The sequence below is a fragment of the Fodinibacter luteus genome (assembly GCF_039541575.1).
GTDB lineage: Bacteria > Actinomycetota > Actinomycetes > Actinomycetales > Dermatophilaceae > Fodinibacter > Fodinibacter luteus.
Genome location: NZ_BAABGM010000024.1, coordinates 50,718 through 65,325 on the forward strand (window position 1 = coordinate 50,718; position 14,608 = coordinate 65,325).

Sequence of the window (14,608 nt, forward strand, 5' to 3'; positions counted from 1 at the left end):
CGCGGGTCGGCCCCCGTCCGCCCGGCCTCCGAGGCGGCGTCAGTACGTCGGCAGGTGCGGGTCGACGTCACGGACCCAGGCGAGCACGCCGCCCTCGACGTTCACCGCGTCGACCCCCCGCGCCCGGAGCAGGTCGACCGCCTCCGCCGAGCGGGCCCCGGTCTTGCAGTGGACGTAGACCCGCCCCCCGTCGGGCACGGGCACCGGCGCCCCCGCCCGAAGGTCGCCCATCGTGAGCCAGACGGCCCCGGGGATGGTCACGATCTCGCGCTCCCCCGCCTCGCGCACGTCGAGGAGCAGCCCGCGCGAGCCGTCGAGCGCGCCGTCCTCGAGCAGCACGCGCAGGTCCTCGACCCCGACGGCCGGGCGGACGGATGCCGGGTCGTCGCCTCCCGCCCCCGGCGCGCCCTCGGTGACGGCGGGCGTCGTCGCCCAGCCGAGCGGCCGCGTGGCGTCCGCGCCCGACCCGCAGACCCGGCATCCGGGGTCGGCGGCGACGGGCACGGCATCCCACGTCTGGCGCAGCGCGTCGTGGACGAGCAGCCGTCCGACGAGCGGCTCACCGGCGCCCGTGACGAGCTTGACCGCCTCGGTGGCCATGACCGCGCCGATGCTCGCGCACACCGCGCCGAGGACGCCGCCGACCGCGCAGGACGGCACGGCGTCCGGCGGGGGCTGGCGCGGGAACACGCACGCGTAGCAGGGCCCCTCGCCCGCCCACCACACGCTGGCCTGGCCGTCGAAGCGGAACACCGAGCCCCACACGTGCGGCACGCCGAGGCGGGCGCAGGCGTCGCCGACGAGGTAGCGGGTGGGGAAGTTGTCGGCCCCGTCGAGGACGAGGTCGTAGTCGGCGACGACGGACAGCGCCGTCGAGGCGTCGAGGCGCGCGGTGTGCTGCACGACCTCGGTCGACGGGCTGATCGCGTGCACGGCGTCGGCGGCGGACCCGGTCTTGGGCCGGCCGACGTCGGCGACGCCGTGGACGACCTGGCGCTGGAGGTTCGTCACGTCGACGACGTCGTCGTCGACGACGCCGATCGTGCCCACCCCGGCGGCGGCGAGGTAGAGCAGCGCGGGCGAGCCGAGCCCACCGGCCCCGACGACGAGCACCCGGGCGGCCCGCAGCCGCCGCTGGCCGTCGACGCCGAGGTCGGGCAGGAGGAGGTGCCGGGCGTAGCGCGTGCGCTCCTGCGCGGTGAGGTCGGGACCCGGTGGCACCAGCGGCGGACGTGCCATGGCGCGACGATAACAACCGGCCGTCCCCACCTGCGGGTCCCGGGTGACACCCGTCCGTAGGATGCTGGCCTGACGCCGGCCCGAAGGACACCCATGACGACGACGCACACTCCCCCCCGCGGTCAGCGGATGCCGCGCAGCGAGCGCCGCGCCCAGCTGCTCGAGGCCGCCCAGGCCGTCTTCGTCCAGTCCGGCTACCACGCCGCCGCGATGGACGAGATCGCCGACCGGGCCGGTGTCTCCAAACCCGTGCTCTACCAGCACTTCCCCGGCAAGCTCGACCTCTACCTCGCCCTGCTCGACAAGCACTGCGACACCCTCGAGTCGCTCGTGCGCGCCGCGCTCGAGGTCGGGGGCGACAACGAGCTGCGCGTCGAGCGCACCGTCGCCGCGTACTTCGAGTTCGTGACCCGCGAGGGGGCGGCCTTCCGGATGGTCTTCGAGTCCGACCTCACGAGCGTGCCGCAGGTGCGCGCCCGGCTCGACGGCGTCGAGATGAGCTGCGCGGAGGCCATCGCCGAGGTCATCGCGGAGGACACCGGCGTCGACGACGAACGCGCCCTCCTGCTCGGCTCCGCCCTCGCCGGCATGGCCCAGGTCGCGGCCCGGCACTGGCTGGCCCAGGGCGGCGAGGTGCCCGAGGGCGAGGCGGCGGCGATGATCAGCACCCTCGCGTGGCGCGGTCTCGGCTCGTTCCCCAAGATCGACGGCTGACGGCCCAACCGCGCGCTGTTCGCTCGTGGCGGATGCCGGAATGCCGTCCGGGACGCTCGGGTTAGCCTGAGCCGAAGGGGTGCGGCCCGACCGCACCCGCCCCGACGAAAGGTGTGCACCCGTGGAGGTCACCATCGGCGTCCAGAACGTCGCCCGCGAGCTGACGGTCGAGACCGAGTCCCCCACCGCAGAGGTCAACGCGGCGGTCGAGAAGGCCCTCGCCGACGGGGGGGTGCTCCGCCTCACCGACACCCGCGGCCGGTCGGTCTTCGTCCCGGCCGGGGTCATCGGCTGGGTCCAGGTCGGGGACTCCGAGAAGGGCCGCGTCGGTTTCACGCCCTGACGACGGGCCCGGCATCCTGCGCAGTCTGACCGGCCGACGCGACGTCGGTCGGTCGGCATCCCCCATCCGCGGCCCCGACGGGAATACATTCTGGACGCACCCGGTCGAAACGGGTGTCACGCGCGGCACCCGCCGCGGTGTCGGACCGCACGTCAGGTCCGCCTGACCTTCGGAAGGAGCTCGACCCCATGGACATCGGCGAGATCATCGGCACGATCATCTTCGGTGCCGTCATCGGCGTCCTCGCGCGTCTGGTGCTGCCCGGCAAGCAGAACATCAGCGCGGTCATCACCGTCATCCTCGGCATCCTCGGCGCGCTCATCGGCTACTGGCTGTGGGGACTCGTCGGTGGCGGCGACACCAGCGGCATCGACTGGATCCGCTGGTTCATCTCGATCGCGGCCGCAGCGCTGCTCGTCGTCGCCTACGGGTCGATCACGGGCAGGAAGCAGGTCTGACCCCAGCGCACGCCGGTGCGGCCCCCGTCCGTCCGGGCGGGGGCCGCACCGTGTCCGGTGTGGGGTCGCTCAGGCGGACAGGCCCATGAGGGCCATCCGCTTCTGGTGGTTGTCGGTGAGCCGGGTGAACATCTGACCCACCTCGGCGAGGTCGACACCACCGCCGACGAGCAGCGCCGACATCGCGTCGCGCTCGACCGCCACCGCCTGCGCCTGGGACAGCGCCTCGCCGAGCAGCCGGCGCCCCCACAGCGCGAGGCGCCCGGCCGCGGTGCGGTCGGTCTTGAGGGTGTCGCGCACGACCCCGACGACGAAGTCGGCCTGGCCGGCGTCGTCGAGGGCGTGGCCCATGACGGCGCGGGTGTCGTCGTCGACGAAGGCGCTCATCTCGCGGTAGAAGTCCTTCGCGATGCCGTCGCCGACGAAGGCCTTGACGAGCCCCTCGATCCAGCCGCGGGGCCGGGTGCGCTCGTGGTAGGACGCGAACGGCACGACGAACGGCGCCATGGCCGCCTCGGGGTCGATGCCACGCGCCCGCATGTGCTCGACGAGCTGGGTGTACTGGACGTACTCGGCGTGCGCGAGGCCGGCCATCGCCGACTTGAGCGACAGGGTCGGGGCGAGGTCGGAGTCGACCGCCATCCGGATGAAGGCCGTGAGCTCCCCGTAGGCGAGGACGCCCAGGAGGTCCACGACGGCGGCGTGGTAGGCGGGGTCCCCGGTCGGCGTGTGCTCCATGTCCTCGGAGCCTAACGGTAGAGTGGCGAGCGTCCACGGTGCCCGGTCGGCACGCAGAGCAGCTTGACGTGGCGGACGCCCGGTGTCCCGGCGCGGCCCGCCCCCCCCGAAGACCTCCGATCGGCCCGCAGCCCCTGCGCCGGCGCGCCCGCGCCGGCCGACCGGAAGAGACCGACTTGACCGACGTCACCGACACCCCCACGACCGACGGGGCCGACGCCGCCTCCCCCACGGTCGCGGCGGCCCCCTCCTTCTCCGACTTCCCGATCCACCCCGACATCGTCGCCGCGCTCGCCGAGCACGACATCACGAGCCCCTTCCCGATCCAGGCGATGACCCTGCCGGTCGCGCTCTCCGGGCACGACATCATCGGACAGGCCAAGACCGGCACGGGCAAGACCCTCGGCTTCGGCATCCCGATCCTCAACCGGGTCGTCTCCCCGCGCGACGAGGCCTTCGAGACGCTGGCGGCCCCGGGGAAGCCGCAGGCGCTCGCGGTGGCACCGACCCGCGAGCTCGCCGTGCAGGTCGCGAGCGACCTCGAGCGGGCCGGGAGGAAGCGCGGCATCCGGGTGCTCACCGTCTACGGCGGGCGCGCCTACGAGCCGCAGGTCGAGGCGCTGCAGCGGGGCGTCGAGGTCGTCGTCGGCACCCCCGGGCGCCTCATCGACCTCGCGAAGCAGGGCCACCTCGACCTCGGGCACGCGCGCATCGTCGTGCTCGACGAGGCCGACGAGATGCTCGACCTCGGCTTCCTCCCCGACGTCGAGCGGCTGCTGTCCCTCACCCCGGCCGCCCGCCAGACGATGCTGTTCTCGGCGACGATGCCGGGCGCCGTCGTCGCGCTCGCCCGCCGGTACATGAGCCAGCCGACCCACATCCGCGCCATGGGCGACGACCAGGAGAACGCGCACACGGTCAAGGCCGTCGAGCAGTTCGTCTACCGCGCCCACGCGATGGACAAGGTCGAGATGCTCGCCCGGATGCTCCAGGCCACGGACCGGGGGCTGACCATCATCTTCAGCCGCACGAAGCGCACCGCGGCCAAGGTCGCCGACGAGCTCGCCGACCGTGGGTTCGCCGCGGCGGCCATCCACGGCGACCTCGGCCAGGGCGCCCGCGAGCAGGCGCTGCGGGCCTTCCGCAACGGCAAGGTCGACATCCTCGTCGCCACCGACGTCGCCGCGCGCGGCATCGACGTCGAGAACGTCACGCACGTCATCAACTACCAGTGCCCCGAGGACGAGAAGACCTACCTGCACCGCATCGGGCGCACCGCCCGCGCCGGCAACACCGGCATCGCGGTCACCTTCGTCGACTGGGACGACCTGCACCGCTGGGCGATGATCAACAAGGTCCTCGACCTCGGCATCCCCGAGCCGCTCGAGACGTACTCCTCGAGTGCGCACCTGTTCTCCGACCTCGACATCCCCGCGGGCACCAAGGGACGCCTGCCCCGGTCCCGGCAGACGCGGGAGGGCCTGGACGCCGAGGTGCTCGAGGACCTCGGCGAGACCGGCAAGGGTGCCGGGCGTCGCGGGTCGGCGGCCGGTGCGGGCGGGTCCGGGCCGGGGGGCCGCGGTCGCGCCGGAGCCCGTCCCGGGGGTCGGGCGGGCGGTCGCGGCGAGTCGCGCGACGCGCGGGGTGAGTCCCGCGAGGGCAGCGGAGCGACCCGCCCCGAGGGCGGCGCCGACCGGCCCGCACGCGGCCGCACCCGTCGCCGCACCCGCGGCGGCCGACCCGCGGGCGAGTCCTCGGGCTGACCGACCCGGCTCGGCGCGGTCGTCGACGGCCAGCGGTCGGCGGTCGGCGGTCGGGCGTGGCCGGCGTGGCCGGCGGTGTGAGGAAGGCGTCGCCGCGCGCCGCTGTCCGCGGGGCCGGGGCCGGACGACAATCGGAGCCGTGACCCAACCCACGCTGACGTTCTGGGGGGCTGCCGGCACGGTCACCGGGAGCCGCTTCCTCGTCGAGACCGACGCCTCCCGCATCCTCGTCGACGCCGGGCTCTACCAGGGGCCCCGCGAGCTGCGGCAGCGCAACTGGGAGGAGTTCGCGGTCGACCCGCGCACCCTCGACGGGGTCGTGCTCACCCACGCGCACCTCGACCACTGCGGCTACCTCCCCCGCCTCGTCCGCGACGGGCTCGACGCGCCGGTGCTGTGCACGGCCGAGACGGCCGAGCTCGCCGCGATCGTGCTCCGCGACAGCGCCCGGCTCCAGGAGGAGGACGCGGCCTACGCCACGGAGGCCGGCTTCTCGAAGCACGACCCGGCCCTGCCGCTCTACGACGAGCGCGACGTCGAGCGCACCCTGCCCCTCCTGCGGCCGGTCCCGCTGCACGACGACGTCCCGCTGACCGAGGACTCCCTCGTGACGCTTCGCTCGGCCGGGCACATCCTCGGTGCGACGAGTGTGCTCGTCGACGCCGCCGGGTCGCGCGCGCTGTTCAGCGGGGACCTCGGCCGCCCGGGCCACCCCCTCGTCCCCAGGCGGGAGAACCCGCCGGAGGCCGACGTCGTCGTCGTGGAGTCGACGTACGGCGACCGCACCCACCCCGCACCGCCGGGCGGCCCGGCCGACGACGTGCTCGCCGACGCGATCCGGCGCACCGTGGCGCGCGGTGGCAGCGTGCTCGTGCCCGCCTTCGCGATCGACCGCACCGAGCTCGTCCTGCTCCGCGTGGGCGAGCTCATGACGAGCGGGGCCGTCCCGACCGTGCCCGTCCACCTCGACAGCCCGATGGCGCTGCGAGCCCTCGACGTCTACCGCCGGGCCCTCGCCGGGGTCGACCCGAGGCTGCTGCCCCCGGGGTGGGACGTCGAGACCTTCGGGGTGCCCGACCTGCGCATCGTGCGGAGCGCGGACGAGTCCGTGGCCCTCAACACCCCCCGGCAGCCGTGCGTCATCATCTCCGCCTCGGGGATGGCGACCGGGGGCCGGGTCGTGCACCACCTCGCCCACCAGCTCGGCGACGCGAGGAACTGCGTCGTGCTCACCGGCTACCAGGCGGTCGGCACCCGCGGTCGCGCCCTGCTCGAGGGGGCGCGCGAGGTCAAGATGCACGGCCGGTACGTGCCGGTGCGGGCCGAGGTCGTCAACGACCCCGAGTTCTCGGTGCACGCCGACGCCGACGAGGTCCTCGAGTGGCTCTCCCGCTGCCCGTCCCCGCCGCGCGCGGTCTACGCCGTGCACGGGGAGCCACAGGCGGCCCGGGCCCTCGCCGACCGCGTCACCGACGAGCTCGGCTGGCTCGCCGTCGTCCCGCGCTTCGGGGAGCGGGTGCGGCTCGACTGACCGGTGGCTGCGGACGCGGACACCGGTGCGAGGCGCCGGCGCCCGTCAGCCGCCGGTCAGGGTGCTCGTGTCGATGACGGCGCGGTAGCGCACGTCGCCCTCGACGACGCGGTCCCACACCGCGTCGACGTCGGCGGCGTCGACGACCTCGATCGTCGCCCCGAGGCCGTGCTCGGCGCAGAAGTCGAGCATCTCCTGGGTCTCCGCGATCCCGCCGATCTGCGAGCCGGCGACCGCCTTGTTGCCGCCGATGAGGGCGCCCGGGCGCACCGAGTAGGGCTGCATGGGCAGGCCGACGTTGACGACGACGCCGCCCGGCTTGAGCAGGCGCACGTAGTCCTCGATCGGGATGTCGGCGCTCACCGTGTTGAGGACGATGTCGAACGAGCCGCGGGCGGTCCGCATCGCGGCGCGGTCGGAGGAGGCGATGTGCGCGCTCGCGCCGAGGGCGAGGGCGTCGTCGGCCTTGGCCGTGCTGCGCGAGATCGTCGTGACGGTGGCCCCGAGCGCGGCGCCGATCTTGACCCCCATGTGGCCCAGGCCCCCCACCCCGACGACCGCGACGGAGCGCCCGGTGCCGGCGCCCCAGCGGCGCAGCGGTGAGTACGTCGTGATGCCCGCGCACAGCAGCGGCGCCGCGACGTCGAGCTCGAGGGCGTCCGGGATGCGCAGCACCATCCGCTCGCTGACGACGACCTCCCGGGCGTAGCCGCCCATCGTCCACTCGCCGTCGTAGCCCTGCGAGTTGTACGTGCCGACCGACGGCTTGGTGCAGAACTGCTCCATGCCGTCCTTGCACGGCTCGCACTCGCCGCACGCGTCGACGAGGCAGCCGACGCCGACCCGGTCGCCGACGGCATGGCGGGTGACCTCGTCACCGACGGCGACGACCGTGCCGGCGATCTCGTGGCCCACCGTGAGCGGGAAGTGGGCGGGACCCCACTCCTCGCGGACGGTGTGGATGTCGGAGTGGCAGATCCCCGCGTAGGCGATGGCGATGCGGACGTCGTCGGGGCGCAGGTCACGACGCTCGATGGTGCCCTGGCGGAAGCCGGAGGTCGCGGAGTCGGCGATGAGTGCGGGGGTCGTGGTCGGCATTCCCTCACTGTATGCCGGTCGAGCGCCGCCCTCGAAGCCCGTCCCGGGACCCCGGGTCGGCTCAGAGCCCGGCGAGCAGCGTCGCGGCGACCTCGCGGTACGCAGCCGCCCCCTTGGACCTGCGGGCCGTCGACAGGATGGACCGGCCGACGGCCGGGGCCTCGGCGAAGCGCACGGTCTTGGGGATCGGCGGCGAGAGCACCGGGAGGTCGTAGCGGTCCCCGACGTCCTCGAGGACCTCGCGCGCGTGCAGGCTCCGCCCGTCGTAGAGGGTCGGCAGGATGCCGAGGACGCGCAGCTTCTTGTTGAGGATCCGCTTGACGTCGCGCACCGTGTCGAGGAGCTGCCCGACGCCGCGGTGGCTCAGCATCTCGCAGGGCATCGGGATGACGAGGGCGTGCGCCGCGGTGAGGGCGTTGAGGGTGAGCACCCCGAGGCTCGGCGCGCAGTCGAGCAGGACGATGTCGTAGTCGCGGCGCACCCCGTCGAGGGCCCCCTGCAGGGTGTACTCGCGGGCCGGCCTCGAGAGCAGGACCGCCTCGGCGCCGGCGAGGTCGATCGTGCTCGGCACGAGGTCGACGCCCTCGTCGCAGGAGACGACGACGTCGCGCAGCTCGGCGCCGCCGACGAGCACGTCGTTGACCGACGCCTCGACGGTGTCGGGGTCGACCCCGAGGCTGAAGGTGAGGCAGGCCTGCGGGTCGAGGTCGACGAGCAGCACCCGTCGACCCTGCTCGGCGAACGCCGCACCGAGCGACGCGACCGACGTCGTCTTGGCGACCCCGCCCTTCTGGTTCGCGAGGGCGATGATCGTGGCCTTGCGCTTGGGCGCCATCAGGGGGCCTTTCGAGGGGTCCGCGGGAGTGCTGCCGATTCTGTCACCCGGGGCGTGCCCGGTCGGGCCGGCCCCGGGCCGCGTCGGCGAGGACGAACCGCCGGAACGCCTGCGCCGAGGGCAGGAGCGCACGGCCCGCGACCCAGGCGAGGCCGACCTCGCGCCGGGCGTCGGCGTCGGTCAGCGGGAGCAGCCGGATGCCCGCGAAGGTCGTCGGCGCCGGGAGGCCCATGGCGGGCACGACCGCCACGCCGAGCCCGGCGGCGACGAGGCCGCGCACGGTGGCCACGTCGTCGGCCTCGAAGTCGATGAGGGGCTCGAACCCCGCGGCGGTGCAGAGGGCGAGCGTCTGCGCGCGCATCCCCGAGGGCGCCCGCCGGATGACGAACGGCTCGTCGGCGACCTCGGCGAGCGACACGGCGTCCCCCGTGGCGAGGGCATGGGTCGTGGGTACGGCGAGGACGAGCGGCTCGACGAGCACCCGGCGCCACTCGACGTCGGGGCCACTGACCCGGTGGGTCGTCAGCTCGACGTCGGCGGCCCGGGTGGCGAGCAGGGGGGAGACCCGGCCGCTCTCTCCCACGGCGGTGCGTTGCAGCACGACCCGCACCCGCGGGTGGTCCCGGCGGAAGGCATGGATGAGCCGGGGCACGAGCCACGACCCGAGGCTCAGGGGGAAGGCGAGCGTCACGACGCCGGACTCCGGGTCGACGAGCTCGCTCACCGCGGCGAGCCCGTCGTCGAGGTCGTTGACGAGTGAGTCGACGTGGCGCTTGAACGCCGCCCCCGCGTGCGTCATCCGCAGCACCCGCCCGGAGCGCCGCAGCAGCGCAGTGCCCACCTCCCGCTCGAGGCGCGCCAGGGCGCGTGAGACACCGGGCTGGCTCACCCCGAAGACGTCGCTCACCTCCGTGACCGTGTAGCCGTCCGCGACGAGCTGGAACCAGCGGAGCGCATCCGTGTCCATCCCATGACACTACCGCATAGTTTCTATGTGCCGATTACATTGGACGCATGGGATGGCGCCCAATGACACTGGAGTCATGACCACCTCAACCCTGTGGACCACCGTCAAGGACGAGCTGCGCGAGCGCCGTGAGGCGCGTGCCGCCCTCAACACCCTGCGCGCCGACCTGGCGCACTACCGCACCCCGCACGAGATCGACGACCTGCTCGCGAGCGTCGACGCGCAGGACACCCCGGAGGCGGAGATGATCCGCGGCATCCTCATGGAGAACCTGCGCGCCTACCACCAGCGTCGCACCGTCAGCGCCTGACGCCCCCGGCGGGCGGACGCACGCGGTACAGCACGTGCCGCCGCTGCGGGTGACCGACCGGCAACGCCGGGTGGTCGAAGTCGCCGGCCGGGTCGCGCGTCATGCCGATCCGCTCCATGACGGCCCGCGACCGCACGTTGCCCGTCACCGTGAACGACACGACCTCCCCGAGGCCGAGCTCGTCGAAGGCCACCCGCAGCGCCTCGCGGGCCGCCTCGGTGGCGAACCCGTGGCCCCACGCCGCCCGGGCCAGGCGCCAGCCCACCTCCACGCACGGCTGGAACGGCAGCGGGTGCCGCGGCACGGCCAGGCCGGTGAAGCCGATGAGCTCTCGCGTCGCTGCGTGCTCCACGGCCCACGGTCCCCAGCCCTGCTCCTCGATCGTGGCGCGCAGCCGGTCGAGCATCGCGTCGGATGCCGCCCGGTCGAGCGGCTGCGGCAGGTGCTCCATGACCTCGGGGTCGGCATTCATCGCCGCGAACGGCTCACGGTCCGCCTCCCCCCACTGCCGCAGCACGAGCCGTTCGGTGCGCCGCACGGGCGGCCCCGTCACCGGGGACCGACCCCGTCAGGCGTCGAGGCGCTCGACCCGACCCCCGCCGGCGCCGCCTCGTCGAGGGCGGCCCAGTCCGACTTCTCGGGCCCCGCCGCCTGCCCCTCGGCGCAGTGCGCGCGCAGGTCGCACCACCCGCACAGCGGCCCCGGTCGCGGGGGGAACATCGTGCTCCGCCCCCCCTGCTCGCCGAAGTCGAGGTCGGCGCGCCGCGCGTCGCGGGCGATCGACCGGGCCTGCTCGACCTTGCGGGTCAGCGACTCGGGGCTGTGCTCGTGGACGGCGACCGCCCCGCTCGGGACGTGGTGCAGCTCGACGCGCAGCGTGCGGCGCCGGAACATCTTCCACACGGCCGCGGCGTACAGGGCCAGGGGCAGCGAGGTGCGCGCGTCGTCGTCGGTGGGTGGGACCCGCGAGGTCTTGTAGTCGACGACGACGAGCTCGCCGTCGCGCTCGTCGAGCCGGTCGACGCGACCGCTGACCCGCAGGTCACCGCTGACGAAGGACACCGTGCGCTCGATGCCGAGCGGCTGGCTCTGCGGGTCGAGCGACCCCAGGTAGGCCGTGACGGCGCGCCGCATCCGCTCGCGCCACTCGCGCGACTGCTCGCCGTCGCGGAAGCCGACGTCGATCCACGCGCGGTCGACGAGGCCGGCACCGGCCTCGGGGGTGCGGACCGGGAGGTCCCACCAGTCGCGCAGGGCGTGGTGCACGGCGGTGCCGAGGGAGGTGTGCGCCCGCTGCCGGCGGCGCTCGGGCGCGGGCCGGTCGAGGTACTGGAGGCGGTAGCGGCGGGGGCAGTCGAGGTAGGCGAGCAGCCGGCTCGGGCTCGCGGGGTACAGCGGCGCGGGCATGCCGGGAAGGGCCCTCTGCTCCGCCTGCGTGCTCATGCCCCGACGGTAGCCCCTGCCGCCGACGGCACCGCGCCGTCGCCCCCGGACGACGGGTCGACCTGACACACTGTGCGTGACATGGCCATCAGCGCGTTCGACCTCTTCTCCGTGGGCATCGGCCCCTCCAGCTCGCACACCGTCGGTCCGATGCGGGCGGCGCGCACCTTCGCGCAGGGTCTGCACGCCGACGGGCTCCTCGACCGCGTCGGTCGCGTGCGCGCCGAGCTGTTCGGCTCGCTCGGGGCCACCGGCCACGGCCACGGGTCGGTCAAGGCCGTCGTGCTCGGCCTCGAGGGAGAGGCACCCGAGACCACCGACCCGCGCCGGGCCGACCCCCGGCTGGAGGAGGTGCGGGCGACCGGCATCCTCCGGCTCGCGGGCGCCCACGAGGTGCGCTGCGCGGTCGACACGGACGTCGTGCTGCACCGCCGGGCCACCCTGCCCTTCCACGCCAACGGCATGCGCTTCACGGCGTTCGCGTCCGCCGACCCGGCCGCGGACGAGCGACCGCTGCGCGAGCGCGACTACTACTCCGTCGGCGGTGGCTTCGTCCTCGACGAGGACGAGGTCGGCGAGAACGTCATCGTCCCCGACCGCACCCCGGTGCGCTTCCCGTTCACCACCGGCGACGAGCTGCTCGCCCGCTGCGCGGAGTCGGGGCTGCCGATCAGCGGCGTCATGATGGCCAACGAGCTGTCGTGGCGCACCGAGGCCGAGGTCCGCGAGGGGCTGCTCCACCTGTGGCAGGTCATGCAGGAGTGCGTCGACGCCGGGTGCCGGTCCGAAGGGGTGCTGCCGGGTGGGCTCAAGGTGCAGCGCCGCGCGCCGCGCCTGGCCCGCCAGCTGCGCACGGAGCACTCGGGCGACCCCCTCGCGGCGATGGACTGGGTCACCCTGTACGCCCTCGCGGTCAACGAGGAGAACGCCTCCGGCGGGCGGATGGTCACGGCGCCGACGAACGGCGCGGCCGGCATCATCCCCGCGGTGCTGCACTACTACACGCGCTTCGTGCCCGGCGCCGACGACGACGGCGTCGTGCGCTTCCTCCTCACCGCCGCCGCCATCGGCAGCCTCTACAAGGAGAACGCGTCGATCTCCGGGGCCGAGGTCGGCTGCCAGGGCGAGGTCGGCTCGGCGTGCTCGATGGCGGCCGGGGCCCTCGCCGAGGTGCTCGGCGGCACCCCCGACCAGGCCGAGAACGCCGCCGAGATCGGCATCGAGCACAACCTCGGCCTCACCTGCGACCCGGTCGGGGGGCTCGTGCAGATCCCGTGCATCGAGCGCAACGCCGTCGCCTCCGTCAAGGCCATCACCGCGGCCCGGATCGCCCTCCGCGGCACCGGCCGGCAGGTCGTCTCGCTCGACAAGGCGATCCGCACGATGCGCGACACCGGTCGCGACATGAAGGTCAAGTACAAGGAGACCTCGCGGGGCGGGCTCGCCGTCAACGTCATCGAGTGCTGACGCGGCCCCACGACGGTCCGCAGGGTGCCGTGGCACGGCATCCGCGGCCTACCGTGGTGCCATGTCCGTCGACGACGCCCACACCCGTCCCCCCGGCGCGAGCGACACGACCGTCGCTGCGCTCGGCAAGCTGTCCGAGGCGCTCGAGGTCGTCGAGGAGGCCCGCGGGCTGCTGTACGGCTTCCACCGCCGGTGCGGGATGGCCGACCTCGCCCTCGGCGAGGCGGTCGACCTGCTGCGGGAGGCCGGCCACGACGAGCTGGCCGACCGGCTCGAGACCGACCTCGTGGGGCGCAACGTCCTCGCCGGGCGGTGGTCCTTCCAGGTCGTCGAGGAGTACGACGACGGCTACTACGGTGCCTTCCGGGAGCACGAGCGGCGCGCCCGCGACGAGCTCCTCGGCGGCAGGCGGCACGTGTACGAGGCGGAGATGAAGCAGGAGCGGCGCACCCACGGGCGTCCCGGCCACGCCGCGACGCCGGAGTCGAGCGCGGGGTCCTGACGTCGGATGCCGGGGGCACGCCGGCGCGCCGGCCGCCACGGCCGTGCGACCCGACGTATCAGGCGGCGCCCGGGTCCCTCCTCGTGGGTATGCACATGATCACGCCCGGCATCGCCGCATCCCTGACCCCGACGTCGCTCGAGCGCCGCGAGCGCGCACCCCGTGCGCCCCGCGCCCTCCGCCGGCTGCACCTGCCGCAGGTCCGGTTCCACCTCCCCCACCTGCACCTGCCGCACCCGCACCTGCCGCACCGCCACGTGTGACGGGTGCGTCGACCCTCGGGCCGGAGCGTCCGGGCCCGCGACGAGCCGCGCTCAGCTGAAGACGACCGTGCGGTCGCCGTTGAGCAGCACCCGTGACTCGCAGTGCCACCGCACCGCCCGTGCGAGCACCCGGGACTCGACCTCCTCGCCCGCGCGCACGAGGTGCTCGGGCGCCATCCGGTGGTCGACCCGCACGACGTCCTGCTCGATGATCGGCCCCTCGTCGAGGTCGGCCGTGACGTAGTGCGCCGTCGCCCCGACGAGCTTGACCCCGCGCGCGAACGCCTGGTGGTAGGGCTTGGCGCCCTTGAACGAGGGCAGGAACGAGTGGTGGATGTTGATGACCCGGCCCGACAGGTCGCGGCTGAGGTCGTCGGACAGCACCTGCATGTAGCGCGCGAGCACGACGAGGTCGACGTCGTGCTCGGCCACGATCTCGCGCAGCCGGGCCTCTGCGCCGGCCTTGGTGTCGGGCGTCACCGGCACGTGGTGGAAGGGGATGCCGTACGACGCGACGAGCGGCTCGAGGTCGGGGTGGTTCGACACGACCGCGGGGACGTCCATGGTGAGCGCGCCCGAGCGCCAGCGGAAGAGCAGGTCGTTGAGGCAGTGGCCGAAGCGGCTCACCATGAGCAGCGCCCGGTAGGGGGTCGTGGCGTCGCGGATCGACCAGTCCATGCCGTACGCGGTCGCGACCGGCTCGAAGAGCTCGCGCCAGCGCTCGGTGCGCGGCCCCCCGATCTCCACCGAGAAGCGGATGCGCATGAAGAACTGGTCGGTGCGCACGTCGTCGAACTGCTGGCTCTCCTCGATGTTCGCGCCGTGCTCGAACAGCAGCGCGGTCACCGTCGCGACGATGCCGCGCTGGTCGGGGCAGGAGAGGATGAGCACGTTGTCGGTGGGGACGGTCGTGGTGTCGGGCACCCCGCCACCGTAC

At 74.2% G+C, this 14,608-nt stretch carries 17 protein-coding genes; 9 read left to right on the forward strand and 8 right to left on the reverse strand.

Annotated elements, in window-relative coordinates; genetic code table 11:
- Positions 1-39: 39 nt before the first annotated feature.
- Positions 40-1,239 carry a molybdopterin-synthase adenylyltransferase MoeB gene (gene moeB / locus ABD899_RS16410; RefSeq protein WP_345207962.1) on the reverse strand — a complete coding sequence of 400 codons (1,200 nt, stop codon included), beginning with the start codon at positions 1,237-1,239 and terminating at the stop codon, positions 40-42.
- 93 nt (positions 1,240-1,332) lie between these two features.
- Between moeB and ABD899_RS16415 the strand changes: the two genes are divergently transcribed.
- From ABD899_RS16415 to ABD899_RS16425, 3 genes are all read left to right on the forward strand, one after another.
- Complete coding sequence (locus ABD899_RS16415) at positions 1,333-1,953, forward strand: TetR/AcrR family transcriptional regulator (RefSeq protein WP_345207964.1); 621 nt, start codon at positions 1,333-1,335, stop codon at positions 1,951-1,953.
- Between the two features lie 121 nt (positions 1,954-2,074).
- Complete coding sequence (locus ABD899_RS16420; protein WP_345207966.1) at positions 2,075-2,296, forward strand: DUF3107 domain-containing protein; 222 nt, start codon at positions 2,075-2,077, stop codon at positions 2,294-2,296.
- Positions 2,297-2,484: 188 nt separating this feature from the next.
- Positions 2,485-2,754 (forward strand): GlsB/YeaQ/YmgE family stress response membrane protein, encoded by a 270-nt coding sequence (locus tag ABD899_RS16425; RefSeq protein WP_345207969.1) that lies wholly within the window; start codon positions 2,485-2,487, stop codon positions 2,752-2,754.
- A gap of 69 nt (positions 2,755-2,823) precedes the next feature.
- On the opposite strand, the gene ABD899_RS16430 is transcribed toward ABD899_RS16425, so the two are convergent.
- Entirely contained in the window at positions 2,824-3,492 is a 669-nt protein-coding gene (locus tag ABD899_RS16430) for a ferritin-like fold-containing protein (protein ID WP_345207971.1), read from the reverse strand.
- Between the two features lie 176 nt (positions 3,493-3,668).
- Between ABD899_RS16430 and ABD899_RS16435 the strand changes: the two genes are divergently transcribed.
- Positions 3,669-5,255, forward strand: a complete 1,587-nt coding sequence (locus ABD899_RS16435; RefSeq protein WP_425474986.1) for a DEAD/DEAH box helicase — start codon at positions 3,669-3,671, stop codon at positions 5,253-5,255.
- A 139-nt stretch (positions 5,256-5,394) separates the two neighbouring features.
- On the forward strand, positions 5,395-6,786 hold the full coding sequence (locus ABD899_RS16440) for an MBL fold metallo-hydrolase RNA specificity domain-containing protein (protein WP_345207973.1): 1,392 nt from the start codon (positions 5,395-5,397) through the stop codon (positions 6,784-6,786).
- A 45-nt stretch (positions 6,787-6,831) separates the two neighbouring features.
- Here the strand turns inward: ABD899_RS16440 and ABD899_RS16445 are convergent, their stop codons facing one another.
- The 3 genes from ABD899_RS16445 to ABD899_RS16455 all read right to left on the reverse strand — a co-directional run bounded on the left by ABD899_RS16445 (position 6,832) and on the right by ABD899_RS16455 (position 9,686).
- Positions 6,832-7,884: an NAD(P)-dependent alcohol dehydrogenase gene (locus ABD899_RS16445; protein WP_345207975.1), complete on the reverse strand. Its 1,053-nt coding sequence runs from the start codon at positions 7,882-7,884 to the stop codon at positions 6,832-6,834.
- Positions 7,885-7,945: 61 nt separating this feature from the next.
- On the reverse strand, positions 7,946-8,719 hold the full coding sequence (locus tag ABD899_RS16450) for a ParA family protein (protein WP_345207977.1): 774 nt from the start codon (positions 8,717-8,719) through the stop codon (positions 7,946-7,948).
- A 43-nt stretch (positions 8,720-8,762) separates the two neighbouring features.
- Complete coding sequence (locus tag ABD899_RS16455; protein WP_345207979.1) at positions 8,763-9,686, reverse strand: LysR family transcriptional regulator; 924 nt, start codon at positions 9,684-9,686, stop codon at positions 8,763-8,765.
- 76 nt (positions 9,687-9,762) lie between these two features.
- Between ABD899_RS16455 and ABD899_RS16460 the strand changes: the two genes are divergently transcribed.
- Complete coding sequence (locus tag ABD899_RS16460) at positions 9,763-9,996, forward strand: hypothetical protein (RefSeq protein WP_345207981.1); 234 nt, start codon at positions 9,763-9,765, stop codon at positions 9,994-9,996.
- Here ABD899_RS16460 and ABD899_RS16465 read toward each other — a convergent pair.
- Entirely contained in the window at positions 9,986-10,534 is a 549-nt protein-coding gene (locus ABD899_RS16465; protein ID WP_345207983.1) for a GNAT family N-acetyltransferase, read from the reverse strand. The genes ABD899_RS16460 and ABD899_RS16465 overlap by 11 nt on opposite strands.
- Positions 10,535-10,545: 11 nt before the next feature.
- Positions 10,546-11,439 carry a RecB family exonuclease gene (locus tag ABD899_RS16470; RefSeq protein ID WP_345207985.1) on the reverse strand — a complete coding sequence of 298 codons (894 nt, stop codon included), beginning with the start codon at positions 11,437-11,439 and terminating at the stop codon, positions 10,546-10,548.
- A gap of 81 nt (positions 11,440-11,520) precedes the next feature.
- Here ABD899_RS16470 and ABD899_RS16475 point away from each other — a divergent pair, with 81 nt between their 5' ends.
- The 3 genes from ABD899_RS16475 to ABD899_RS16485 all read left to right on the forward strand — a co-directional run bounded on the left by ABD899_RS16475 (position 11,521) and on the right by ABD899_RS16485 (position 13,671).
- Positions 11,521-12,906 (forward strand): L-serine ammonia-lyase, encoded by a 1,386-nt coding sequence (locus ABD899_RS16475; protein WP_345207987.1) that lies wholly within the window; start codon positions 11,521-11,523, stop codon positions 12,904-12,906.
- 61 nt (positions 12,907-12,967) lie between these two features.
- Positions 12,968-13,408, forward strand: coding sequence for a hypothetical protein (locus ABD899_RS16480; RefSeq protein WP_345207989.1), 441 nt, complete (start codon positions 12,968-12,970; stop codon positions 13,406-13,408).
- 95 nt (positions 13,409-13,503) lie between these two features.
- Positions 13,504-13,671: a hypothetical protein gene (locus ABD899_RS16485; protein ID WP_345207991.1), complete on the forward strand. Its 168-nt coding sequence runs from the start codon at positions 13,504-13,506 to the stop codon at positions 13,669-13,671.
- Between the two features lie 51 nt (positions 13,672-13,722).
- Here the strand turns inward: ABD899_RS16485 and purU are convergent, their stop codons facing one another.
- Positions 13,723-14,595 (reverse strand): formyltetrahydrofolate deformylase, encoded by an 873-nt coding sequence (gene purU / locus ABD899_RS16490; RefSeq protein WP_345207992.1) that lies wholly within the window; start codon positions 14,593-14,595, stop codon positions 13,723-13,725.
- Positions 14,596-14,608 lie beyond the last annotated feature (13 nt).